At 51.0% G+C, this 23,766-nt stretch carries 20 protein-coding genes; 2 read left to right on the forward strand and 18 right to left on the reverse strand.

What is annotated here, in order from left to right; all coding sequences use genetic code 11:
• Positions 1-75: 75 nt before the first annotated feature.
• The 3 genes from ACYVUU_RS07270 to ACYVUU_RS07280 all read right to left on the reverse strand — a co-directional run bounded on the left by ACYVUU_RS07270 (position 76) and on the right by ACYVUU_RS07280 (position 3,364).
• On the reverse strand, positions 76-1,191 hold the full coding sequence (locus ACYVUU_RS07270) for a vitamin B12 independent methionine synthase (protein WP_484500472.1): 1,116 nt from the start codon (positions 1,189-1,191) through the stop codon (positions 76-78).
• Between the two features lie 420 nt (positions 1,192-1,611).
• On the reverse strand, positions 1,612-2,091 hold the full coding sequence (locus ACYVUU_RS07275; RefSeq protein WP_484500473.1) for a helix-turn-helix domain-containing protein: 480 nt from the start codon (positions 2,089-2,091) through the stop codon (positions 1,612-1,614).
• 85 nt (positions 2,092-2,176) lie between these two features.
• On the reverse strand, positions 2,177-3,364 hold the full coding sequence (locus ACYVUU_RS07280; RefSeq protein ID WP_484500475.1) for a chloride channel protein: 1,188 nt from the start codon (positions 3,362-3,364) through the stop codon (positions 2,177-2,179).
• A 246-nt stretch (positions 3,365-3,610) separates the two neighbouring features.
• On the opposite strand from ACYVUU_RS07280, the gene ACYVUU_RS07285 reads away from it, so the two are divergent.
• Complete coding sequence (locus ACYVUU_RS07285; RefSeq protein ID WP_439775397.1) at positions 3,611-5,386, forward strand: oleate hydratase; 1,776 nt, start codon at positions 3,611-3,613, stop codon at positions 5,384-5,386.
• Positions 5,387-5,485: 99 nt separating this feature from the next.
• Here ACYVUU_RS07285 and ACYVUU_RS07290 read toward each other — a convergent pair whose 3' ends face one another.
• The 12 genes from ACYVUU_RS07290 to ACYVUU_RS07345 form a co-directional block, all read right to left on the reverse strand.
• Positions 5,486-6,937 (reverse strand): APC family permease, encoded by a 1,452-nt coding sequence (locus ACYVUU_RS07290; RefSeq protein ID WP_484500477.1) that lies wholly within the window; start codon positions 6,935-6,937, stop codon positions 5,486-5,488.
• Between the two features lie 25 nt (positions 6,938-6,962).
• Positions 6,963-7,334 (reverse strand): hypothetical protein, encoded by a 372-nt coding sequence (locus ACYVUU_RS07295; protein WP_484500478.1) that lies wholly within the window; start codon positions 7,332-7,334, stop codon positions 6,963-6,965.
• 121 nt (positions 7,335-7,455) lie between these two features.
• Positions 7,456-8,676: an MFS transporter gene (locus ACYVUU_RS07300; RefSeq protein ID WP_484500480.1), complete on the reverse strand. Its 1,221-nt coding sequence runs from the start codon at positions 8,674-8,676 to the stop codon at positions 7,456-7,458.
• Between the two features lie 251 nt (positions 8,677-8,927).
• Complete coding sequence (glnA, locus tag ACYVUU_RS07305) at positions 8,928-10,265, reverse strand: type I glutamate--ammonia ligase (RefSeq protein ID WP_439775393.1); 1,338 nt, start codon at positions 10,263-10,265, stop codon at positions 8,928-8,930.
• Positions 10,266-10,411: 146 nt separating this feature from the next.
• Complete coding sequence (locus tag ACYVUU_RS07310) at positions 10,412-11,659, reverse strand: methionine gamma-lyase family protein (RefSeq protein WP_484500482.1); 1,248 nt, start codon at positions 11,657-11,659, stop codon at positions 10,412-10,414.
• Complete coding sequence (miaA, locus tag ACYVUU_RS07315) at positions 11,656-12,582, reverse strand: tRNA (adenosine(37)-N6)-dimethylallyltransferase MiaA (protein WP_484500483.1); 927 nt, start codon at positions 12,580-12,582, stop codon at positions 11,656-11,658. The genes ACYVUU_RS07310 and miaA overlap by 4 nt, the downstream gene beginning before the upstream one ends.
• Before the next feature lie 80 nt (positions 12,583-12,662).
• A complete protein-coding gene (locus ACYVUU_RS07320) occupies positions 12,663-13,064 on the reverse strand; it encodes a rhodanese-like domain-containing protein (RefSeq protein WP_412137351.1) in 402 nt (133 codons plus the stop codon).
• A gap of 63 nt (positions 13,065-13,127) precedes the next feature.
• Positions 13,128-13,355, reverse strand: coding sequence for a YqgQ family protein (locus tag ACYVUU_RS07325; protein WP_439775390.1), 228 nt, complete (start codon positions 13,353-13,355; stop codon positions 13,128-13,130).
• 1 nt (position 13,356) lies between these two features.
• Positions 13,357-14,028, reverse strand: a complete 672-nt coding sequence (locus ACYVUU_RS07330; RefSeq protein ID WP_484500484.1) for a rhomboid family intramembrane serine protease — start codon at positions 14,026-14,028, stop codon at positions 13,357-13,359.
• The gene (locus tag ACYVUU_RS07335) at positions 14,021-14,593 is read right to left on the reverse strand and encodes a 5-formyltetrahydrofolate cyclo-ligase (RefSeq protein WP_484500486.1); all 573 of its coding nucleotides are present in this window, start codon (positions 14,591-14,593) and stop codon (positions 14,021-14,023) included. Before ACYVUU_RS07335 ends, ACYVUU_RS07330 begins: the two co-directional genes overlap by 8 nt.
• A gap of 54 nt (positions 14,594-14,647) precedes the next feature.
• Positions 14,648-14,797, reverse strand: coding sequence for a 50S ribosomal protein L33 (rpmG, locus tag ACYVUU_RS07340; protein ID WP_002879260.1), 150 nt, complete (start codon positions 14,795-14,797; stop codon positions 14,648-14,650).
• An 86-nt stretch (positions 14,798-14,883) separates the two neighbouring features.
• Positions 14,884-16,998 (reverse strand): peptidoglycan D,D-transpeptidase FtsI family protein, encoded by a 2,115-nt coding sequence (locus ACYVUU_RS07345; RefSeq protein WP_484500487.1) that lies wholly within the window; start codon positions 16,996-16,998, stop codon positions 14,884-14,886.
• An 85-nt stretch (positions 16,999-17,083) separates the two neighbouring features.
• Between ACYVUU_RS07345 and ACYVUU_RS07350 the strand changes: the two genes are divergently transcribed.
• Positions 17,084-19,666 (forward strand): YfhO family protein, encoded by a 2,583-nt coding sequence (locus tag ACYVUU_RS07350; protein ID WP_484500488.1) that lies wholly within the window; start codon positions 17,084-17,086, stop codon positions 19,664-19,666.
• A gap of 52 nt (positions 19,667-19,718) precedes the next feature.
• Here ACYVUU_RS07350 and greA read toward each other — a convergent pair whose 3' ends face one another.
• The 3 genes from greA to pheS all read right to left on the reverse strand — a co-directional run bounded on the left by greA (position 19,719) and on the right by pheS (position 23,738).
• Positions 19,719-20,207: a transcription elongation factor GreA gene (gene greA, locus ACYVUU_RS07355; protein ID WP_201335917.1), complete on the reverse strand. Its 489-nt coding sequence runs from the start codon at positions 20,205-20,207 to the stop codon at positions 19,719-19,721.
• Between the two features lie 70 nt (positions 20,208-20,277).
• Positions 20,278-22,689, reverse strand: a complete 2,412-nt coding sequence (gene pheT, locus ACYVUU_RS07360; protein ID WP_484500489.1) for a phenylalanine--tRNA ligase subunit beta — start codon at positions 22,687-22,689, stop codon at positions 20,278-20,280.
• Positions 22,689-23,738 carry a phenylalanine--tRNA ligase subunit alpha gene (pheS, locus tag ACYVUU_RS07365; protein ID WP_484500490.1) on the reverse strand — a complete coding sequence of 350 codons (1,050 nt, stop codon included), beginning with the start codon at positions 23,736-23,738 and terminating at the stop codon, positions 22,689-22,691. The genes pheT and pheS overlap by 1 nt, the downstream gene beginning before the upstream one ends.
• Positions 23,739-23,766: the final 28 nt, after the last annotated feature.

Raw genomic sequence — 23,766 nt, forward strand, 5'->3', positions numbered from 1 at the left:
ATGATAAGCAAAAATAAACTCCTGTGCATTAGCCTGCACAGGAGTTTTTGTCTGTCTTACTTAGTCAGTTTACTCTTATTCGCCCCAAACTTCGTCAGCGACTTCCTTGATGAACTTCAGCTTGTTCCATTCTTCTTCTTCAGTCAAGGTGTTCCCTTCTTCAGTTGACGCAAAACCGCATTGCGGGCTGAGGCAGAGGTTTTCCAATGGCACGTAACCGCTGGCTTCCTTCAAGCGGGCAATCACCGCGTCCTTGTCTTCCAGCTTCCCGAACTTGGAAGTTACCAGGCCCAGGACGATCTTGACATTTTCCCGGCCGTTCCAGACCTGCTTAATTGGCGCCAAATCGCCTGATCTGTCTGAGTCGTATTCCAGGAAAAAGCCGTCATAGTTCAATTGGGCCAGGTAAGGAGCAACTGGTTCATAACCACCGGAGAAAAGGAAGGTTGACTTGAAGTTGCCCCGGCAGATGTGGGTAGTGACCGTCAAGTCTTCCGGCAGGCCTGCCAAAGCCGCGTTGATGACCGTCACTGCGCTTTCGGCCAAGTGAACGTACTTGGCGTGTTCTTCTGGATTGTCCTGGCTTTCATTGAGCTTGCTGATCAAAAAGGCCCAGGTGGTGTCGTCGATTTGCAGGTAGCGGCAGCCAAGATCGTAGAAATGCTTGATGGTTTCATTGTAGGCCTTGCCCAAGTCAGCCAGATAGTCTTCCCAGCTGGCATAGAATTCTGGCCAGTTGTCAGACCGGTTGTCTCTGAAGAGCATGGTTGGTGAAGGGATGGTCTGCTTGGCTACCGCGTCCCCAGCCGCCTTTTTGGTAAAGAGGAAGTGGTCGAAAAATGGATGGTCTGGGTTGTAAGCTACCTTGCCGCCCAGTTCCGCATTGTCAGTCCGGGTTTTGGCCCCATGGAACTTGTAGCTTTGCTGGTAGTCGTACTTGATTACGCCTTTAAGGCCCCACAAGAAGTCCAGGTGCCACCAGCTGCGGCGGAATTCACCATCAGTTACGGCTTTCAGGCCCACTGCCTTTTCCTTTTCAACCAAGTCGCTGATCCACTTGTCTTCCACCTTGGTCAAGTCTTCCTTGCTCAACTCCCCGGCCTTGAACTTGGCCCGGGCATCCTTTAATTCCTGCGGCCGCAAGAAGGAGCCAACAATGTCGTAACGGTACGGTGCGGATAATTTAGTCATAAATAATTCCCCTCTGGCAAAAATCAAATCAAGTATCAAAACAGATACCAAAACAACAGAAAACGCTAAGACACGATTGCCGGGCACTAAAAAAGCGCGCCCCAAACTGACTCAGTCAGTCAAGAGACGCGCCTAGCGTGTTACCACTCTTCTTCAGTCCGGCCTCGCGGCCAAACCCTCAAAAGCTTCCTAATGAAAGCCCAGCGCTATACCGGGCGCTACCCGCAAATGGCTTGCCTAAGCTCACCATTTGTTTATGCTCCAAGACCATCTTCGCTGCCTTTGCCCTCGCCGGCTCTCAGCTAACCCGGTTCTCTGTAGCAGGCTGCCAGCAGCTACTCATCTTTTCTCAGCAATCGTTAATCTATTTGCCATAATCTTAAAACTTTTGCCAGGCTCTGTCAATCCTTTTGGGCAAAATTAATTTTGACTTTTTCTCAGCTTATGCAACTTGCACAAGTAGCTGACCCCACTGACCAAAATTACCAGCAAACCGGAAAACAAGAAGAGGTAGCCCAAAGGCAAAAGATAGAAGTTTTCGTGCAAAAAGCCTTGCTTGTCCACGTACTCTACCGAATTGGCCTTGATCAAAAAGCAGATAAAGCCGATAACCATCAAGCCACCGCCGATCAAGGCCGACCAGAAGTTGAACTTGGCCCGTTTGGTTTCACTTGCGTCATTGATTAATTTGTCAGTCATTTCAGTTCCTCCTAAAATCAGTTGGTCTAAAGAAAGCTGAAAGGTCTGGCTGATGACAATTAAAGTTTCAAGATCGGGCAAGTTCTTGTCGTTTTCCCAATTGGACACCGCCTGCCGGGTCACATGGATCTTGGCCGCTAATTCTTCCTGGGTCAAGCCTTGGTCCCGGCGGAGTTTCTTGATCTGTTCACTAAATTTCATCAGTCATCCTCTTTCTGTTTTGCTTTCAACTCTTAGCTTAGGAGAATTTTGGCCTTTAAACAAGCAAGCCTTGCTTGCAGGAGAATTATTTCCGGGGAAATAGTCGCTTGCTTTGCAGAATTTTCTCACACAAAAGGCAAACCAAAATAATGACCGGAGCCAGACGGAGGCTGAACAAGAAGACCAGCAAAAGTGCCACCAGCTTAGGTTTGCCGACAATCACGCTCACGCTGGCCGCGGTCAAAACAGCCACCAGGAGATTCTGGGACCAGGGCAAAAGCAAAGCCAGGCCCATCCCTAAGGCAACTGAACAAAATATTGCCGGGAAGATAGTTCCCCCTCTCCAGCCCAGGCCAAAGCCAAAGTTGGTCAAGAGGCACTTGCCAAAGGCTAAGCTGATCAAAAAGGCCGGCCCTAATTTGGCAGCCTGGTCAACCAGGTCCCACATGGTAAAGGCCCCGGACCAGAGCAGGTAGCTGGATAAAAGGCCACCGATGCCCAGCAAGAGGCCGCCCAGCATCCCTTTGAGCAGGTAATTTGGTATCGTCTCGCCCAATTTTGCCCCGATTTCTTCAAATTTCAAAAAGAAGTTGCCAAAAGCCAGACCCAAAGCAAAAGCAACTGGAGTCAGCAGGATCCCCTGCCAGGTCCAGGCCACCTTTGCAAAGCCGATCTGGAAGACCTTGGCTTCCGGGAAAGCCTTCAGCCACATGGCAAAGCTGCAAATGCCCAGGCAGGTCCAGATAGTATAGCTGGCCTTCTGCCGCCACTTCTTGGCAAAAACATCTTTTAAAGGCCCTTCTGCCGGAGAAAAAGGTCTGAACAAGGATAAAAACTGTTCTTTAAAAGACGCTTGGGGCAGGTCCGGGTCAGTCAAGTAGTTGGTTAACTGCTGGCCCATGGCGCTTGACTGGCGGGCAATAATCCCGGTCATGGAAGCTTCCGGCCCCACGCTGGCCCCGCCAGCCAGAATAACCGTCCCGTTGACCCAGGTCCGCCAGCTGGCTCCTGTTACCTTCCCGGTTTCCTGGAACTCGGCCAGGATCTGCTTGATCGTCTTGGGATAGGCCCCGACCTTCAGCTGCAGAAGCCCGATCACCAGGCCAAACAAGAGGCACTGGAGCAGCAGGAGACCCGGATGGGCCAAGATTCGCTTAGACCAGAAAAGGGAAATCAATTCACTGGAAATTGTCAAAAAAATCCCTGCTCCTAAACCAATCAGCAAACTAAATATACTTGCATAGATAAAAGCCAGGCTTTTCAACCGCTTCATATACAATATCCTCTCCAATCCTTAATCTGCATCATTCCATGATAACAAATTTCCCCGGCAACTTGAAAGCTTTTTCTCGCCCTTCTGCTTCAACTTAATTTTTCTTATCCAATCGCCATTTTCTATACCTGTACCCAGTTCTTTAAGGAAAAATTTATTTGAAAGCGCTTTTGATAAATGCTAGAATGCAAGGTGAAAAAGGAAAAAATATCAGAAAACAGTTAGCAAGTACATGAGGTGAATGAGATGTATTATTCAAACGGTAATTACGAAGCATTTACTGACGCTAGAAAGCCAAAAGACGCTGACAAGAAGAGCGCTTATGTCATCGGGGGCGGCCTTGCTGGCTTAGCTGCCTGCGTTTTCATGATCCGCGACGGGCACATGGATGGCAAGAAGATTCACTTGCTTGAAGAAGAAGCCCTGGCCGGGGGGTCCCTGGACGGGATCAAGCGGCCGGAATACGGCTACATCATCCGGGGCGGCCGGGAAATGGAAAACCACTTTGAATGTCTTTGGGACATGTACCGGTCAATTCCATCTTTGGAAATTCCTGGCGCCTCCTACCTGGACGAATACGCCTGGCTGGACAAGGATGACCCTAACTCATCCAACTGCCGCCTGATCCACCACAGAGGCGACCGGGTGCCAACTGATGGCCAGTACGGCCTGGGCAAGTGCGCCGGGGAAATCGTCAAGCTGGTCATGACTCCGGAAGACAAACTGGAAGGAATCTCAATTGAAGATTTCTTCTCTGATGAATTCTTTGAGACCAACTTCTGGGCTTACTGGGCAACCATGTTTGCCTTTGAAAAGTGGCACTCAGTCATTGAAATGCGCCGCTACGCGATGCGTTTCATCCACCACATCGACGGCTTGCCGGACCTGTCAGCCTTGAAGTTCAACAAGTACAACCAGTATGAATCCATGACCAAGCCGCTTTTGGCCTACCTGGAAAGCCATGACGTTGATATCTGCTACAACACGCAAGTAGAAAACGTCGTAGTCGATACCAGTAATGGTGAAAAGCTTGCCAAGAAGCTGATCCTCACCAGAGACGGGGAACACCAGGAAATTGACTTGACCCCGGACGACCTGGTTTACGTTACTAACGGGTCAATCGTTGAAAGCTCAACCTACGGCACCCACCACACTCCAGCGCCAATCACCCACAAGCTGGGCGGCTCTTGGAAATTGTGGCAGAACTTGGCTGAACAAGACGAAGCCTTTGGCCACCCGGAAGTCTTCTGCGAAAACATCCCGGAAAGAGCCTGGTTCGTTTCTGCGACCATGACCATGAAAGATGCTACTCTGGAACCGTACTTCGAACGCCTGACCAAGCGGGACATCCACCAGCACCGGGTCAACACCGGCGGGATCATCACTGTCACTGACTCCAACTGGATGCTCTCCTTCACTATTCACCGTCAGCCGCACTTCAAGGACCAGAAGGAAAACGAAACCGTTGTCTGGATCTACGCCCTTTACTCAGACACGCCAGGCAATTACATCAAGAAGCGGGTCGTAGACTGCACTGGTGAAGAGATTACTGAAGAACTCCTCTACCACCTGGGCGTGCCAGACGATTTGATCAAGAAGTACGCCGGCGATGACTATGTCAACACTGTTCCAGTTTACATGCCTTACATCACCGCTTACTTCCAAATGCGGAAGAAGGGCGACCGGCCGGCAGTCGTACCAGCTGGTTCTGTCAACCTGGCCTTCATCGGCAACTTCGCTGAATCTCCGACCAGAGATACGGTCTTCACCACTGAATACTCAGTCCGGACCGCCATGGAAGCTGTCTACACCCTGCTTAACGTTGACCGCGGGGTACCGGAAGTCTTTGACTCAGTCTACGACATCCGGGAGCTTTTGAAGGCAACCTACTACTTAAACGACAAGAAGCCAATCGACCAGATGGACCTGCCACTGCCTAAGATCGCGGTCAAGGGGGCACTGAAGAAGGTCCAAGGCACTTGGCTGGAAGAATTGCTCAAGGAAGCAAAATTGCTTGAATAGGCAGTTACAAAATAAACGAATAGATAATATTAATTGCAAGCAAAAAAGAGAAGCACATCGCTTCTCTTTTTCTTTTGCCTAAAAACATAAAATAGTTTACTACGCTTCTTCACCGTCGCGCTTTCTCTGCCACTTGGCAATGAGCGGCAAAATTACGCCTAAGCCGATCATAAAGAGGGGTTCAACGATGTTCAAGATCAGCATGTGGGTCCACTTGGCCGTCCCGAACTTGGCGTCGATCGGCACAATCCCGAAGGTGGCCCCGGTCAAGGTCACGATCAAGCACCACCAGCCAACAAAGATGGCAAACTTCCGGTTCTTGATGTAGACATAAGCTGACGGGTAGTCTTCTTCATGCATCCGCACCTTGATGAAGGCCCAGAAAAGCAGGCCAGTCACATAAGGTGATACGATCCCGTTCAAGTTCAAAAGCTGGTTGAAGATGTCGTTGACCGTTGGCAGAGTTGAGCTCAAGAAGAGCAAAACTGAGCAAATGAAGGTCGTCAGCCAATAGCCGTTGATTGGCAGGCCGTTCTTGTCCACCTTGGTCAATTGCTTTGGCAGGTACTGCTTGGCCGTGTCAGACAGGAAAATCCGGGCCCCGCCGTCCACCAGTACCGCCAGCTGGGCCAGCATATAAAGGGCCTGGGTGATGATAAAGGCATACAAGAAGAAGTTGCCCATGCCAAACTTTTCCCCCATGGCTTGGAAGGCGTAATAGGACCCATTCATCTTCAAGTCATCCGGCAATTTGTGGGCGTTAAAGAAAACGCCTAAACTGAAGGAACCGAAGATGGTCAAAAAGCCAGTCATCGCGGCCAGCATGTACATGGCTTTCGGGAAGTCCTGGGGACCATTTTTCATTTCATTGACATAAGGGGCGACGAATTCGCTGCCGTTCATGGCAAAAATCAAGAGGCCCAGGGACATCATGAACTTCATCTCAAAGGTCGGCAGGAAGTTCTTGAAGTGGAAGGGCTGGGTCGCTACCGGCCGCCCCTCGCCCAGGTAGGCAAAGGTCATAATGACAAAAAGAATCGTCATCACAAACATGGCCCCGCCCCCGATGATGGACAGCCATTGCAGGGAGTTGGCAAACTTGTGCTGGAAGAAGATGAAAACCACGAAGATCAAAGCCGTGAACAAGGCAAAGACCCAGTTGGACATTTCCTTATCATCCAGCGCCCGCCCCTTAAAGAGCCAGGCAAATGAAATAACGGTTGAGTTAGCCACGTCAACCAGGTAAGGCAAGGATACCACCCAGTAGCACCAAGCCGTAATATAGCCCATCCGGTCACCGGAAGTGTGCCGGATCCAGGAGGACAGGCCGCCCCCTTCTTTGGCAAAAACGCTGCCCAGGTGGCCGACCATCATTTCATAAGGAATGACGAACAAGACCAAGAGCAAAATCCAGTCACTGACGACAGCCAGGCCCTGGTTTTGAAAGTTGTAGATGATATCATCGAAACCAATCACGGTCACGAAGTCCATCAGGGCGATCACCGGCCAGGAAATATATTTCCGCTTGCCGGTTTCATCTAAAGAATCCATGCTTTTTTCTTCTTCCTCCTTACTTTTATGCAATAAAGGAAATCATGATTTCCAGCTGCATCAAGGCATTGATAGCGCCAGGCAGCGCTTCTTCACTAACGGTCTGCTCAATCACGGCATGATCTTCGTCAAAGTCGAAACCGGCATCCATGACCATCCCGGCCGCGTACTCGTTCAAGTCCTCGTTTTCTTCCATGGGGTTGTACTTGTACATGAGGCTCCCGTCATCGGTCACCGTGTACTCGTCTCCATTTTTTTCAACCAGGACAAAAGGCTTGCGGCCATATGCATCGACCAATTCGTTTTCCACTTGGACAACCGTGTCTGACCAAGGGTTAAAAACCGTCTGCCCGGCTACCCAATTCACGTAGTCTGCCTTCAATTTCTCGATTTCCATTATTGCTGTCTTCCTTCCAAAAAATTTACGCTATCTTTCATTATAGCCAATTAGCGGGCAAAAGAAAAACCAGCCTGACGGCTGGCTTTTGATATTTTCAGATTTTCTCAAATATTTACACTTAATGCTTATCAATTGCCCCGTTGAGGCGCTTGCGCCAAACCAGGTAAACGATCAAGGCCAGCGGTACCACGATCAGCTGGACCAAGTAGAAATAGCGGCCCGGCATAGCCTTGGCCACGACCCCGGCCAGCATTGGCCCAAAGGCCATGGCGATGTCCAGGCCCAGGTAAAAGGTGGAGCTGCCCAGGCCCTGTTCATTGGCCGGTGACAAAAGCAGGGCCGTTGATTGCAGGACCGAGTAGATCAAGCCGTAGCCGATTGCCATCCCGGCTGCCCCCAGGGCCATCATCCAGTTGCTGTTCATGTAGGCTAAAAGGACCAGGTAGATGGCCGTAGCCACCAGACTCAGCCAGAACCAGACCCCGAAGCGGACCGTGTCAAAGTAGTTCTTAAGGAAAGTCCGGATCAAGAGCAGGACGATGGCGTAAATGAAGAAGTAGCTCCCTACCGCCACTGGCATATGCATCTTGGCCACGTAAGTCACGATGTCAGCCTGGGTGACGAAGTAGGGAATGCCGAAGCAGGTCGTTAAAAGTGCTACTGGCAAAGCGTTGACGGAAATCAGCTTGAATTGCTTCTTTTCTTTTTGCCGGGGACTTGGGACAGCCCGGTTGCCGACGAACTGGATGATGATGATCATGATCAAAGTTGCCGCGGCTGGCAGCATCATGGTTTCCCGGTAGCCAATCACCTTGTAGAGGTTGATTGAGATGGCCGGGGCAATGGACATGGCCAAAGCATTCATCAGCCCGTACAAGCCCATGGCCGCCCCGACGTGCTGACGGGGAACCAAGAAGGCGATCCAGGTGGTCATGCAGACGGTACAAAGAACGAAGCCAGTCCCGTTGATGATTCTGAACAAGAGCAAGAGCTCCCCGTTAGGCGAAACAATATAACCCACGATCCCGATAAGAATCAGCACCCCGCCAATAAAAGACAGCTGGTACTTGGAGAACTTGTCAGTCAAGTTGCCGGCAATTGGCCGGAGAAACATGGCCGCGAAGCTCATGATCCCCACGATCACCCCGGCTAAAATGCTGCTGGCTCCCAGGCTTTCAGCATAGCCGTTGATCAAAGGATTGTTGAACATGGTCCCGAACAAAAACAGGAAGGAGGCAGTCATAACCAAGATGACATCTTTGGAATAAATCGACTTGCCCTTTTCCTGCTCCATCCGCCCGGCTTTGGCCGGGGAAACACTTGCGCTCTTGCTGCTCACTATATAACCTTCTTTAGTCTCAATCAATTATAATGATTTTTGCTTAAAAACAAATTAGATTTTACCATATTTCGCCCTTCTTCGCTAAGGCTGGCAAAAATCTCTTTGCCTTTTTTCTATAATTCAGCAATAAAGCGCTAGCAAAAGCCTGACTTGCTTAAGATAATTAAGTCTGATTTCTTCATAAGAAAAAAGCCTGCCCAAAAGGCAGACTTTCTGATTAGTCAATGATAAATATCGTATTCTGAATTTTAGTAGTTGAAGTAGCGCTTTACTTCCCATTCTGAAACTGATTGAGTGTACAGAGCCCATTCAGTTTCCTTCATTTCCAGGAAGCTGTCAACAATGTGTTCGCTGAAGGCAGACTTGATGACTTCGTCTTCCTTAAATGCCTTGATGGCGTTGTGCAAGGTTGATGGCAATGGCTTGATGCCCAGTTCCTTGCGTTCGTCGTCAGTCATTTCGAACAGGTTGGAAGTTACAGGTGCCATTGGCAGCTTGCCTTCCTTGATCCCGGTCAAACCAGCCTTCAGGCAGGCTGACAGAAGCAGGTATGGGTTGGCAGTTGGGTCAGCTGACCGCATTTCCAGACGGGTGCCGACTTCGTTGGCGTTAGGAATCCGGACCATTGGTGACCGGTTCCGGCTTGCCCATGAGATGTAAACTGGAGCTTCAAAGCCTGGGATCAGCCGCTTGTATGAGTTGACAGTTGGGTTAGCCACGCAGGTAATAGCGCGGGCATGTTCCAAAATCCCGTTCAAGAAGGTCAAGGCAGTAGTTGACAGGTGGTATTGGCCATCCTTGTCGTAGAAGGCGTTCTTGCCGTCCTTGAAGAGGGACATGTTGGTGTGCATCCCGTTGCCGGCCAAACCTTCAACTGGCTTAGCCATGAAGCTTGCGTACAGGTGGTACTTGCGGGCGATAGTCTTGACAACCATCTTGAAAGTTTGCAGCTTGTCGGCAGTTGCCAAAGCGTTGTCGAAGCGGAAGTCGATTTCTTGCTGGCCGTCGCCGACTTCGTGGTGGGCAGCTTCTACGCGGAAGCCCAGCTTTTCCAAAGTTTCAACGATTTCCCGGCGGCACTTGGCGCCTTCGTCTTCAGAAGCCATGTCGAAGTATGAGCTGTGGTCAGAAACTTCAGTAGTTTCTTCCCCGTTCTTGCCTTCCTTGAAGAGGAAGAATTCAGCTTCAAAACCGATTTCGAAGTCGGAGAAGCCCATTTCCTTCATTTCAGCAACAACCTTCTTCAAGTTGTTGCGTGGGTCACCTTCAAATGGAGTGCCGTCTACGTTGTGGACTGAGCAGACCAGGCGGCCGATGGTGCCTTCTTCAACAGTCGTCCATGGCAGAACTGACCAAGTTGACAGGTCTGGGTACAGAACCATGTCACTTTCTTCCAGACGAACGAAGCCGTCGATTGATGAACCGTCAAAGCGGGTTTGGTTGCCCAAAACGTCGTCCAATTGGCTGACTGGAACTTCCAAGTTCTTCAGCGTGCCGTTAATGTCAGTGAAGGCCAGACGCAAAAAGCGAACGTTCTTCTCTTCTACATCTTTACGGATTTCTTCTTCAGTAAATACCTTGCTCATGTTCTCACCTTTAAAAATCAAGAATAAATTTACGATCAACTAATCAATTGGCTCTGTGCTAATCGATGCTTTAAAGATACCACTCTGACCGCCTGAGGTCAAATTGGTCTAAAGACTTTTTTAATAAAAAAAGTCTTTTGTTACTTTTACTTAAAAAACAAATGATTTACGGCATTTGTAACCGCTATTCTATCGTGAGCATAAGTTAGACCACCTTGCATGTAGAGGGCATAAGGCGGCCGGATAGGGCCATCAGCAGAGAATTCCATGGTTGAACCAGAGACAAAATTGCCGGCGGCCATGATGACTTTATCTTCATAACCTGGCATGTCGCTGGGGACCGGCTCGACGAAGGAGTCAATTGGCGAATTTTTCTGTACTTCTTTGGTGAAATTGATCATCTTTTCCTGATCGTTGAAGATAATCGTCTGAATGAGGTCAGTCCGCGGCTCATCCCACTTAGGCGTTACTTCACAGCCCATCTTTTCCAAAAGAGCTGCTGAGAAGATCATCCCTTTGATGGCTTCACCAGTCGTGTGCGGAGCCAAGAAAAAGCCTTCATAGAATTCGTGCATGTTGGTCAAGGTGGCCCCTTCTTCCTTGCCAATCCCTGGCGCCGTCAAGCGGATAGCCGCGTTTTCAACCAGTTCTTCTTTGCCGACGATATAGCCGCCAGTCTGGGCGATCCCGCCGCCAGCGTTTTTGATCAAGGAGCCAGCCATGAAGTCGACCCCATATTCAGTCGGTTCATGCTTTTCGGAAAATTCCCCATAGCAGTTGTCGACGAAGACTAAGCTCTCCGGGCTGACCTGTTTGACAAAAGCGGTCATTTTCTTAATCTGGTCAACCGTGTAGCTCTGCCGGGTATCATAGCCACGAGACCGCTGGATGACCACGATATGGGGCTGGTCGCGCTTAAGGACCTTCTCAGCTTCCTCATAGTCGACCCCGCCTTCACTGTTTAAAGGCACGTAAGAGAAGTTGATCCCTTTTTGGATCAAGGTCCCCCGCTTCTTCGGGGCCAAGCCGATTACCTGCTGCATGGTGTCATACGGCATCCCGGTCAAGTAGGTCAAAGTTTCGCCAGGCAAAAGGTTCCCATCTAATGCCACGGCTAAAGTGTGGGTGCCGGAAACGAACTGAGGCCGGACCAGGGCGTCTTCAGTGTGAAAAACCTGGGCGTAGATAGCTTCCAGCTTCTCTCTGCCAATGTCATCGTCCCCGTAGCCGTTGGTCCCCTTCAGGTCAGCTTCAGCCACCTGGTGGTCAACAAAGGCCCTCAAAACCTTCTCCTGGTTATAGACCACCTGGTCGTCGATTTCCCGCAGGCGGGGTGCGATTTCCTGGTCAACTTCGGCCAGGATTGCCTTTAATTCTTCTGGTAATTTTTTCATTTTTCTTCCTTCATCCATTCTTCTATTCTGACAGCAATTCTATTGGCGCAGTTTGGGTCGGTCAAGGGGTCATACCACTCAACCGGCAGCTTGTTTCTAAAGTAGGTCAATTGCCGCTTGGCATAGCGCCTTGAAGCCGTCTTAAGGGCGGTCACGCAGCTTTCCAGGCTGGCCTCGCCTGCAAAATAAGGGAAAAATTCCTTGTAGCCGATGGCCTGCAGAACCTGGTGCTCACCTGCCCGGTTGTCGTAGACAAAGCGGGCCTCTTCTAAAAGCCCAGCCTCCATCATCAAATCCACTCGCTGGTTGATCCGCTGGTAGATGGCATCCCGGTCGCTGTTTAAGCCGATGATCAAGTAGTCATAGCGGGGCTTGATTTCTGCCTGCTGCTTGGAAAAAAGCCCGCCCGTCCGGCTAATCACGCTAAGTGCCCTAAGGCTTCTTCGGCTGTTAGCCACAGGAATCTTTTTGGCGGCTTCCGGGTCTTTCCTGTTTAATTCATCCCACAAGGCCTGGGGGCCGTTAGCTGCTAAAAAATCCTCCCATTCCGGGTCCACGCTGGCTGCTTCTTCTTCCTTGTCGCCCAGCTGCATGTCGTTTAACAAGGCATTGACGTAAAAGCCGGTACCGCCCGCGATGATGGGCAATTTGCCTTTCCCCGCGATCTCGCCGATAGCTGACCGGGCCTCATCGACGAAATTTTTAACGGAAAAGTCTTCAAAGACCGAATGGGCATCCACCAGGTAGTGTTTGACTTCTGCCTGCTCTTCCGGGCTGGCCTTGGCCGTGCCGATGGCTACTTCTTTGTAGATCTGCATGGAGTCGCCAGAGACGATTTCCCCGTCCAATTTCTTGGCCAGCTCGATGGCCAGGCTGGTCTTGCCCACGGCAGTCGGCCCGACGATAGCCACTACTTTCTGCATAAATTCCTCCTGCAATTTTCTCTTCTATCATCATAAACCAAAAAAGCCTGCTTGAGAAATTTTCTCAGCAAGCTTTCAGCTTAGTTCTTGGCTGCCTTCTTGCGGCCGTCCCATTGGGAGAAGCCGTCTTTGAGATAAAAGACCTTGGCAAAATTGTGCTTGCGCAGGATGCTGGCGCAGCGCAGGGTCATGGTCAAAGAGTCCGAATAGAGGTAGACCGGCAGGTCTGGCCGCAGTTCGGTGTATTGGTACTTGAACATGGTGTAAGGGATGTTTCTTGCCCCGTCAATATGTTCATGCTTGAACTCATCGGCTTCGCGGACGTCGATGATCTGCGCCTTCCGCATCCCGGCCTTGAATTCCTCGTTGGTCAGTTCCCCGCCCAGGCGCTTGGCCTGGATCCGGTTGTAAGCCCAGAAGCCCAGAAAGCCCAGCAGGATGACGCCTAAGATGACGTCAAGAACGATTAAAAAATTGGTCATGTGAAAAAAGCTCCTTCTTGCAAGTCTTATCTTATAATAACGCTAAATTCAGCCTGCGGCTAGCTAGTCAAGTCTTTTTTCCCGCTCAAGGCGCTCTTCGTATTCGTGTTCATGCTTTAAGACCAGCTTGGCGTTTAAATAGAGTTTTTTCTCTAAAACGCCTGCCTTATACAAGTTGTCCAGCTCAATCGCCATTAGTTCGATATCCCACTTTCTTTTGCCCAAGTGGACCAGGATGCCGTATTTTTTCAAAAGCTGCTGGACATCGTAAAGATTTTTCAAAACAGTCATTTTACACCGTCACTGCCATTCCTAAACGCAAAGTCAAAACCACATAGACAATCAAAGCAGCTGCCGCCAACAGCCGGCCGCCCTTGCCATAGCCCCGGTAAGTTGCATCACCCAAAATAATGGCCAGTAGGGCCCCGGTGATTAAGCCGCCCAGGTGGCCCAGGATGTCCACGTCAGGCATGAAGATGTCCAAGACCAGGTTGATGACTGCTAAGGCTAAAGCCTGCCGGCCCAAGAAGGACAAGAGCGCATTGTCTTTGTCCTTGAAACCCGCGCAGGTCATGGCTCCAAGAAGACCGAACAGGGCAGTTGACGCCCCGGCGCTGATCGCCTGGTCATTGCCAAAAGCCAGGGTCAAGAGGCTGCCGCCAACCCCTGACAGCAGATAGATCAGCAAAAAGCGCCAGTGGCCGAAAACCGGCTCAGCATACTGGCCGATATAGTAAATCATGATCGCGTTGGAGGCGATGTGCATGATCCCGATGTGGAGGAACTGGGCGGTAAAAAGGCGCCACCACTGTCCTTCCATTACTACGGCCGGGTTAAACATGGCCCCCATTTTCAGCAGAACGGAAGTACTCTCAGAGCCGCCCATAAAGGTTTCCACCAGGAAAACGGCAAAGAGGATCACAACCAGAGCGGTTGTCATATAATTACGCCGCAGATTATTCATCGCCGGCCTCCTTTACAATTATCAAATCATCCATCGCCTGGTCATGGTCTTCCATTGGCCAGGCAGGAGTCTTGAAGTACATGACTGAATTGACCAGGGCCAGGGTCTTGACCGGATTCTTGGCTAAAAAGCGGTCATAGTAGCCCCCGCCAAAACCGATCCGGCTCTTGCCCGCCGGACTAAAGGCCAGGCCAGGGACAAAAAGCAGGTCCAAATTATTATCAACTTCATTTTCTTCAGCCAGCTCCCAGACCCCAAACTTGGTCTGCATTAAGGGAGCAGCTTCGTCCCATTTTAAAAAGTCCAGCTGCCAGCCAGGATGGCACTTGGCCAAATAGAGCTCCTTGCCCTCTTTCCGCAGCTCTTTAATCAAACCGCTTATATCCACTTCCAGCGGCATGGGCAGGGTTAGTCCGATTTTTTTGGCCTGCTGGACCATTGGGTGCTTTAGGGCCAGCGCCGTCAATTCCTGGTCTTGCCTTTTTTTAGCCGGGCTCTTGGCAAAATCCGCCAGCCGCTTCCTTTGCCAGGAGCGGAAAGTTTTCTTGTCCATCAAAGCAGTCACGCCCTCTCTTCCTGCAAAATAAAAAAAGCAGGCCTTTCGACCTGCTATCTTTTATTACTTAGTCTCGCGGTGAAGAGTTACCTGTCTTTCAACTGGGCAATACTTCTTCAAGGTCAAACGTTCCGGATGCTTACGCTTGTTCTTCTTAGATAAGTAACTTCTGTCGCCACATTCGGTGCATTCTAAAATGATGTTGTCTGCCATTATTTTCACCACCTACAATTAATATCTGACTGTACAATCATAACATTTTCAAGGGCAAAGAGCAAGTTATCTCAGTAAATTAACTGTTAATTTGTACTTGAAAACTTCCCTTTATGCATCTTGTAGTAAGTCGTCACCATCGCCTTGGCCATGTTCTTGTTGTAGCTGCCTTCCTTGTCCGGATCGATGCCGGCAAAAACAATCGCGAAGGCAATCTGCGGATTGTTGGAAGAAGCCCAGCCGACCATGGTTTCGTTGATCAGTTCAGTGTCTGTCGACTTCTTGGTCTTGGTGTTGTAGTAGAAAGTCTGGGCCGTACCGGTCTTGGCCGAAATCGACGGTTTGACGTTCTTCAACGCATGGGCCGTCCCCCAGGCATTTGACCCATGGACAACCTGGTATAGCCCCTGCTTGATGACGGCTAATTCATCAGTTGTCCAAGGAATCTTGAACTGGACGGTCGGCTTCTTGTTGTAGTAAGCATAGAAATGCTTGCCATCGCTGCTGGTGCGGCCGATAGACTGGACAACGTATGGCTGCATCCGGTAGCCCCCGTTGGCAATCGTTGAAATGTACTGAACCAGCTGAATTGGGGTGTAAGCGTCGTAGTTCCCGTAGGATTCGTCAAGCACTGACCCGGACAGGATAATCCCGTTGGAGTCAGTTGACGCCCCCTGGATACCCGAGCTTTCACCCGGCAGGTCAACCCCGGTCTTTTGCCCCAGGCCAAACATGGCAAAGTTGTTTCTCAAGGTCTCAAAGGCTGTCTGCGGCATGTGAATGTACTGTTTGGCCACATAGCTGGCCTTCACCCAGCGCAGGGTCAGCTGCATCATGTAGATGTTGGAAGATACTTCCAGGGCGCTGGCCGCCGTCAAAGAGCTGAAGGTCCCTGTCGGGTAAACGGACTTCTTGACCGGAGAACCCGGCAGATAGATGGCCGTGTCCGGCAGGGTGTTGTTGGTTGGAGTGATGACCTTGTTGATCAAGCCCCCGGCCACCTGGGCCCCCTTGACAACAGACCCCATAACGAAGGACTGGTTGATGTTGCCCAGGGCGTTGTCAGAAATCTTGCCAGTTGACGGGTCATAGCTGATCCCGGACATGGCCAGGATAGCCCCGGTATTCGGGTTCATGGCGATCGCGTAGGCACCGCTGGACAGGCTGGCTGCCCCGGCGCTCAAGGCTGAGTTAAACTGCTGCTTGAGGGCCTTGGTTACGGCTGCCTGGTACTTGGCGTCAATCGTCAACTTCAAGCTGGCCCCAGACTGGCCCTTGTAAACCTGCTTGGTCTTGGTGATCTCGTTGCTGGAGTTGCTGGTAACCTTGTAGCTGGCCTTGGTCCCCTTCAAGAGGGCTTCATATTCCTTTTCCAGGTAGGAAGTCCCAACCCGATCGTTTCTGGAATAGCCGTTGACCAGGTAGTATTGCAGGTTGTCGCTCGGCAAACCGGTCTTGGTCGTGGAGACTGACCCGATGATACTCTTGATTGAAGACCCGTTCGGGTAGTAACGGTTCCAGTCGGTCCCGATCCCGACCCCCGGCATGGAGGACAGGTGCTCGCCGACCTGGGCGATTTCCTTGTTGCTGAGCCCACTGCTCTTCAAGTTGATCGTCGACAAAGTCGTAGCCCCCGACATCTTGTTGTACAAGAGGGCCGCCGTCTTTTGCTTGCTGGTCAAGCTTGGCTTAAGGGTATTTTCAACATAAGCCACTTCATTGTCGTTGATCTCTGAAGTTGACAGGCTAGACTTCTTCTGGGACTTCGGCAAAGCAGCCAAAACCTTCTTGGCCCGGCTTTCATCAGCCAGGTAATAATCGGCAATTTGTCTTTTTGTCGGCTTTTCGTCGGTAATTTTTATATAATTACTAAGGGTATTAGCAACCTTGTACATCTCTTTGGAAGTCGCTGACAGGCTGCGCATGTAAGTAATCGCGTTTTCAGCCTTGTTGCCGACCAGGATCCGGCCCTGGGAGTCGTACATGACCCCCCGGGGAACAGACTTGGTCATGGTGTTTTCGTCGGTGGCATTGACCTCCGCGGAAAAGCGCGAACCGTAAAAGAGCTGCAAGTATGCTAATTGGCCAATTAAGGCCGCGAACAAAATTACGATGACCCCGACCAGAATCTTCATTCTGAGAGGGGTGTTTGCGGTTTGACTACTGTTGCCAGTTCCGCTATTCTTTCTAAAATAACTCACGATAAAACCATCCTCACTAACAAGTAATTTTAGCAAAAAGACCTGTGCAATTCTATCATTCAGAAGAGGAGTTAGCTAATTCTTAATGTACATATCCAAAATAAAACGTTTTTTCCAAAAATTCGGCCTTAAGCAGCTCTATGCCTGCCTGGCCTTCGCCCTGCCGGCCCTTATCTTCGCCGGCTACTTCATCTCTAAGAAAGGCAATATCCTGACCGTTGACCTGGGCCAGCAGTATGTTGACTTCCTGGCCTACTACCAGCAAAAGCTCTTTAAGGACCCAAGCAAATTGATCTACAGCTTTGCCAGCGGCCTGGGAGGCTCGATGCTGGGGACGGACAGCTATTATCTGCTCAGTCCCTTCAACCTGCTCTTGCTCTTTTTCCCGCAAAAGTTCCTGCCTCAAGGGATCCTTTTGGTCATCTCCTGCAAGATCGGGGCCATCGGCCTGTCCAGCTACCTGGTCTGGGGAAAAAAGTACAAGCTGGCCAAGGAATACGTTCTGGCTGCCAGCCTGGCCTTTGCCCTCTGCGGCTTTGTCGTTGCCAACAACCTGAACTTGATGTGGCTGGACAGCCTGGCCCTTTTGCCCTGGCTGCAAGAAGCCATTGACCGCCTTTTGGCCGGGGAGAAAAATCACCTGGTCCTGGTCACCTTCCTGCTCTGGCTGACCAACTTCTATACCGGCTACATGACCCTGCTTTTTGGCTTGCTCTACCTGCTGGTGGGTCTGGCCACAAACAGTGAGCGGAAAGTCCGCTTTTGGACCTACTTCAAGGCCAGCTTCTTTGGCTCCTGCCTGGCCGGGGTCAGCCTCTGGCCGACTTTTTTGGAGCTTTTAGCCGGCAAAACCGATGCCGATATCAGCTGGAAGCTGAACTTCCAGTTCCCGCCCTATCAGCTGGTTGCCAAATTAATCGACGGGGCCTACAGCTTCCATGAAATGTCGGACGGTCTGCCCAACATCTTCATCTCCTCCTGCTTTGCCCTTTTGGCCCTGCTCTTTATCTTTAATGCCAAGTTCAGCAAGCGGGAAAAATTGACCCGAGGCCTGCTTTTGGCCTTCCTGGTCTTGTCTTTGTCCTTTACCCCCCTGGTTTTGATCTGGCACTTGGGCCAATTCCCGGTTTGGTACCCGGCCCGCTTCAGCTTCCTGGTCTCCTTCTATGCCTTGAACCTGGCCCTGGAAAATATGGACAGGGAGCCCGTCTTCAACCTCAAGCAGAAAATCCTGGCGGCCCTTTTAGGAGCCAGCGTCTCCATTTACCTGGCCATCGATCCTGACAAGCTGGAATTTATCCGGCAAGACGGGCAGATCGCGACCGGCCTCTTTCTATTGGCCGGCCTGCTCTTTATTCTCTTTATCTATGGCCAGCACTACCTGGCCGGCCACTATGCCCTGCTTTTGGTAGTTTCTGAAGTCACGGTCAACTTGATTTTTTCATTAAACGCGATTTCCTACCAGGAAAACAAGAACTATGCCAAGTTTGAAGCCAACGTCAACCAGGCGACCAGCTACCTGGCCAAGACCGATTCCAGCCTCTACAGAACGGAAAAGAGTTTCAGCCGGTCTGATGACGACCCCTTCACCGGCAATTACTACGGGGTGACGACCTTCAACTCCATCAGCAACTCTAGCACTTCCAACCTGCTCAGCCGCTTGGGCTATGTCCACAACAGCAACTCTTACACCAACCAGGGCGGGACGCTCTTGACTGATGCCTTCCTGGGGGTCAAATACTACCTGGAGCCGAATTATTCTTATGACGGCGTCTCAGCTGCCCAGCGGATGCCATATGACAATTTGAACCACCGGGCAGATCTAAACAGCTATTACCCGAAAAAGCAGTTCAAGCAGCTTAGCATTTTGGAAAACAAGCAGGCCCTGCCACTCATTTTTGCCAGCCAAAGCCAGCAGAAGCAGGTCAAGTTCCTGGACAATGACCCAGTTTACAACCAGCAGAAGCTCTGGGAAAGCCTGGGCCTGTCCGGCCAGCTTTTCAGCAAGGTCAAGAGCCAGATCAAGCTGACCAACTTAAAGGTCAACCAGTCCAACCCTCTGGTCTTTAAAAAAGCTAACTCAGCCAAGCCGGCTTCCGTCACCTTCATCTTGACGCCAAAAAACGATGACTCTTACTACCTGCAGCTCCCAGATGGCTTTGACTTCAAGACCTCCAGCTTGAGCGTCAATGATATCTTTTATGACTATGAAAGCCGGGATGGGCAGATCCGCCTGGTCAACGTTGCCAGCGGAAACAAAAAGACCAGGATCAAGGTCACTTTCAATTTAACCAATTCAACCCTGGACTTAACTGGTCTTCTCTTCTGGCACTTCAACAATTCCGCCTTCAAGGCCGGGATCAAGCAGCTGAAAGAGCCAGAACTTAAGTTAAAGCAGACTGGCTTGAAAATTTCCAGCCAGGCCTTCAAGAGCCAAAAGAAGCTCTGGATCACGACCATTCCTTATTCCAAGAACTGGCTGGTCTATGACAATGGCAAGCGGGTCAAGACCAACAAATATGCTTCCAGCCTCCTGGCCTTTAACTTAAAGGGGGGCAAGCACAAGCTGACCTTGATCTATTTGCCGGTCAGCCTCATTGCCGGCAGCTTGATCAGCCTGATAACTTTAGCTGTCTACCTGCTCTTGAAAAAGAAGCAGCGAATTTAAAACAGTAAAATAGAGCGCAAAAAAAGGTGCTGTCCGTGTGGACAGCGCCTTTTTAGTCGGTCGTCTTAACGTCGTTGATTACGACATCGTAGCTGACGTTGGCTGAGTCAACGTTGATCTTGACCGTTTCACCCTTCTTGTGGCCAAGCAGGGCCTTGCCGATCGGTGATTCGTTGGAAACCTTGCCGTGGAATGGATCAGACTGGCTGCTCCCCACGATTTCATAAGTTTCCGGTTCATCTTCGCCGACTTCAGTAACCGTAACGGTTTTGCCGATACTTACTTCGTCGGGGTCAACGGCATCAGTGTCGACAACGACAGCGTACTTCAGTTGTTCGCTGACGGCATCGATTCTTTCTTCCAGCCGCATTTGTTCATCTTTGGCTGCATCGTATTCTGAGTTTTCAGACAAGTCCCCGTAAGAACGGGCAATCTTCAAACGTTCAACGATTTGCGGCCGCTTGACGAACTTCAGATTTTGCAGTTCTTCTTCCAGCTGCTTCTTGCCTTCGGCAGTCATTTCATAGGTTTTTTCAGGCATTTTGATTCTCCTTTATTTAACGCATTATGCAATGTTAAATATTAGAGTTTAATTCCACGAAAGTCAACCATTAACGGATGTTTGCTGCTAATTTTTCTTCCAAAGCGGCTTGCACATCGTCAGTTGCCTTAGTTACAACCGCGTCAGTCAAGGTTTCTGCTTCGTTTAAGAAGGTCAAGCGGTAGGCCAGGCTCTTCTTGCCGTTTGGCAAGCGGGCACCTTGGTAGACGTCGATGACTTCAACGCTGACCAGGTACTTGCCGGCATTTTCCTTGATGCAGCTTTCGACTTGGGCGTTAGTGACGTCTTCGTCAACTAGGATGGACAGGTCCCGCTGAACGGCTGGGTACTTCGGAGCCGGCTTGGACTTGACGCCCTTAGCCATCAAAGGCAGCAGGGTATCCAGGTTCAATTCGTAAACGTAGATTTCCTTGCCGGCGAAGTTCTTGTCAGTCATGGTCAAAACTGGGGCGATTTGGCCGATCAAACCGATGTATTCATCATTTACGTAGATGCCAGCCGTTCTGGTCGGGTGCATCCCCTTGATTGACTCTGCCCGGTATTCCACGTCCTTGACGCCGATCATTTCAAATACGTCTTCCAGCTGCCCCTTGACATAGTAGAAGTCAACTACTTCGTCCTTGTGCTGCCAGTTGCTTTCCCCGGCCAGGCCGACGTAAGCAGCTGCCAGATGTTCGTGTTCGTGGTAGTCGCCGCCTTCCATGTCGTAGACGCGGCCATTTTCAAAGAGCTGCAGCTCAGTCTGCTTGCGGGCAAAGTTGTAGGCAACCGTGTCCAAAAGGCCGCAGATCAAGTTTTGCCGCATGGTGGTTCTGGCTGAGTTCAGCGGCCAGTTGACCTTGACTGGAGCCAGGGCCTTTTTGACAAAAGTCGTGGCCATTTCTTCAGAAGTCAAAGAGTAGTTGATCGTTTCACTGAGGCCCTGCCCTTCAAGCAATTGACGCAGGTGACGGACCTTGACTTCATCAGCAGCGTAGCCGCCAGTCAGTTCACCAGTAGCCGGGTGGGTGGACTTGATGTTGTCATAGCCGTAAATCCGGCCAACTTCTTCAAAGATGTCAGAGTCAATGAAGATGTCCCAGCGGCGGTTTGGCACAGTTACCGTGTATTCGTCGCCCTTTACTTCAACTGGGAAGTTCAGCTTGCCCAGGATCTTGACGATTTCGTCCATAGACAGGTCAGTGCCCAGGATCTTGTTGGTCCGGGATGCAGTAGTAGTAATGACAACTGGCTCCTTGTCCTGGTCGCTGGCCTTGATTTCACCAGCTAAGACAGTAGCGCCGGCATTAGCCCGCAAGATAAGCGCGCAGGCGTCCAGGGCCTTTTGGGTGTTGTCCCAGTTGATCCCCTTTTCAAAGAGGGCTGAAGCATCAGTCCGGTTGTCATGCCGCAGAGCCGCCTTTCTGGTAAGAGCTGGGTCAAAGACAGCAGCTTCCAGGATCACGTCAGTGGTTTCTTCAGTTACTTCACTGTTCAAGCCGCCCATCACGCCGGCCAGGCCGACTGCTTGTTCACCGTCAGTGATCACGATGTCCTGCGGATCCAGGTCGATTTCTTTTTCATTCAAGAGCTGCAGCTTTTCGCCTTCCTTGGCCAGGCGGACCTCGATCTTCTTGGTCTTGTCAAAAAGCTTGGCGTCGTAAGCGTGCATTGGCTGGCCAGTCAAAAGCATGACATAGTTAGTGGCGTCGACCACGTTGTTGATTGGGCGGATGCCGGCATTCCACAAGCGGGCCTGCAGCCAAAGGGGACTTTCAGCAATCTTGACCCCGGTCAGCTTTCTCAAGTAGTACTTCGGAGCGATCTTTTCATCAGCAACGGCAGTAAAGTCGCCAGTCCAATCTGCCCCGTCTTCTTTGAGGACAACGTCTTCGATCTTTGGCTTCTGGTCGATCAAGGCACCGACTTCGTAAGCTGCCCCTTCCATTGAGGAAGTGTCAGCCCGGTTTGGCGTAATGTCGAAGTCCAAAACATAGTCGTCCATCCCCAAAGCTTCAAAGACAGAGTCACCCGGCTTAAGGTCCGGATCATGGAAGACCCAGATGCCGTCAGCGTACTTCGGCGGAACAACTGAGTCGCTGAAGCCAAGTTCCTGCAGGCCGCAGATCATCCCATTTGATTCAACCCCGCGCAGCTTGCCCTTCTTGATCTTGATCCCGCCTGGCAAATGCGCACCTGGCAGCGCCACGATCACGTCCTGGCCAGCTGCCACGTTAGGCGCCCCGCAGACGATCTGGCGGGCTTCGTCTTCACCGACGTCAACCGTGGTCTTGTTTAAGTGGGTCCCTTCGATCTTTTCGCAGGTCAAAATGTGGCCCACGACCAGCTTGCTCAAGCCTTCTTCCGGGTGAACCGTTGAGGCGATTTCGACCCCGGACCGGGTCAGTTTTTCAGCCAAGGCGTAAGGATCTACGCCGTCCATGTTCAAGAAATCTTTCAACCAATTGTAAGAAACTAACATTAATCTTCCTCCTGACGGAATTGTTGCAAGAAGCGCACGTCGTCACTGTAAAAGTCGCGGATGTCGTCAATGCCATACTTCAAGATGGCGAACCGGTCCAGGCCCAGGCCAAAGGCAAAGCCGGAGTAGACAGTTGGGTCAATCCCGGCAGCGGAGAGAACATTCGGGTGAACGATCCCGGCACCCAGAACTTCGATCCAGCCAGTGTTCTTGCAGATCGCGCAGCCCTTGCCCCCGCATTCAAAGCAGGAAACATCCATTTCAACTGAAGGTTCGGTAAACGGGAAGTAGCTTGGCCGCAGGCGGGTTTCCCGGTCCTGGCCGAATTCGTGCTTGGCAACCAGTTCCAAGGTCCCCTTAAGGTCGCTCAAGGAGATGTTCTTGCCGACAACCAGCCCTTCCATCTGCATGAACTGGTGGGAGTGGGTGGCGTCGTCATCGTCTCTTCTGTAAACCTTGCCTGGGGAGATCATCTTGAGGTCCCCCTTGTCAAAGTCATGCTTTTCCATAGTCCGGGCTTGGACTGGTGAAGTCTGGCTCCGCAGCAGGTGGTCAGCGTCAACGTAGAAAGTAGCCTGCATGTCCCGGGCCGGGTGGTCCTTAGGCAGGTTCAGCATTTCAAAGTTGTAGTGTTCGCTTTCGATTTCCGGCCCCTGAACGACTTGGTAGCCCATGCCGATGAAGAAGCGTTCCAGGTCGTCTTGAATGATTCTGATCGGGTGCTTGGAGCCGACGTGCTTTCTGCGCCCTGGCAGGGTCACGTCGATCTTTTCAGCTTCCAGGCGGGCCTCAATGGCCTTTTCGATCAATTCATCCTTGGCACTGGCCAGGTTTTCATTGAAGAGGTCCCGGAGTTCGTTAACCTCCTGGCCAACTTCCCGCCGCTTTTCCGGAGCAACGTCCTTCATCTGGTGAAGGATTTCCGTCAGTTCACCCTTCTTGCCGACCAGCTTGACCCGGACGTCATTCAGGCTCTTTTCGCTTTCTGCTTCCTTGATTTCAGCAAGCCCCTGCTCACGCAGAGCCTTCAATCGATCAAATAAATCCATTTACTTATTCCTTTCAACAAAAAAAGCT

This window comes from Lactobacillus sp. WILCCON 0058 (assembly GCF_057198005.1).

Excerpts from the sequence above, each read along its gene's own strand:
- pheT (WP_484500489.1), bottom strand. The coding sequence starts at position 22,689 with ATGTTAGTTTCTTACAATTGGTTGAAAGATTTCTTGAACATGGACGGC.
- pheS (WP_484500490.1), bottom strand. The coding sequence starts at position 23,738 with ATGGATTTATTTGATCGATTGAAGGCTCTGCGTGAGCAGGGGCTTGCT.
- greA (WP_201335917.1), bottom strand. The coding sequence starts at position 20,207 with ATGCCTGAAAAAACCTATGAAATGACTGCCGAAGGCAAGAAGCAGCTG.
- rpmG (WP_002879260.1), bottom strand. The coding sequence starts at position 14,797 with ATGGCAGACAACATCATTTTAGAATGCACCGAATGTGGCGACAGAAGT.
- ACYVUU_RS07275 (WP_484500473.1), bottom strand. The coding sequence starts at position 2,091 with ATGAAATTTAGTGAACAGATCAAGAAACTCCGCCGGGACCAAGGCTTG.
- ACYVUU_RS07280 (WP_484500475.1), bottom strand. The coding sequence starts at position 3,364 with ATGAAGCGGTTGAAAAGCCTGGCTTTTATCTATGCAAGTATATTTAGT.
- ACYVUU_RS07270 (WP_484500472.1), bottom strand. The coding sequence starts at position 1,191 with ATGACTAAATTATCCGCACCGTACCGTTACGACATTGTTGGCTCCTTC.
- ACYVUU_RS07320 (WP_412137351.1), bottom strand. The coding sequence starts at position 13,064 with ATGACCAATTTTTTAATCGTTCTTGACGTCATCTTAGGCGTCATCCTG.
- ACYVUU_RS07285 (WP_439775397.1), top strand. The coding sequence starts at position 3,611 with ATGTATTATTCAAACGGTAATTACGAAGCATTTACTGACGCTAGAAAG.
- ACYVUU_RS07310 (WP_484500482.1), bottom strand. The coding sequence starts at position 11,659 with ATGAAAAAATTACCAGAAGAATTAAAGGCAATCCTGGCCGAAGTTGAC.
- ACYVUU_RS07325 (WP_439775390.1), bottom strand. The coding sequence starts at position 13,355 with ATGACTGTTTTGAAAAATCTTTACGATGTCCAGCAGCTTTTGAAAAAA.
- miaA (WP_484500483.1), bottom strand. The coding sequence starts at position 12,582 with ATGCAGAAAGTAGTGGCTATCGTCGGGCCGACTGCCGTGGGCAAGACC.
- ACYVUU_RS07295 (WP_484500478.1), bottom strand. The coding sequence starts at position 7,334 with ATGGAAATCGAGAAATTGAAGGCAGACTACGTGAATTGGGTAGCCGGG.
- ACYVUU_RS07330 (WP_484500484.1), bottom strand. The coding sequence starts at position 14,028 with ATGAATAATCTGCGGCGTAATTATATGACAACCGCTCTGGTTGTGATC.
- ACYVUU_RS07290 (WP_484500477.1), bottom strand. The coding sequence starts at position 6,937 with ATGGATTCTTTAGATGAAACCGGCAAGCGGAAATATATTTCCTGGCCG.
- glnA (WP_439775393.1), bottom strand. The coding sequence starts at position 10,265 with ATGAGCAAGGTATTTACTGAAGAAGAAATCCGTAAAGATGTAGAAGAG.
- ACYVUU_RS07350 (WP_484500488.1), top strand. The coding sequence starts at position 17,084 with ATGTACATATCCAAAATAAAACGTTTTTTCCAAAAATTCGGCCTTAAG.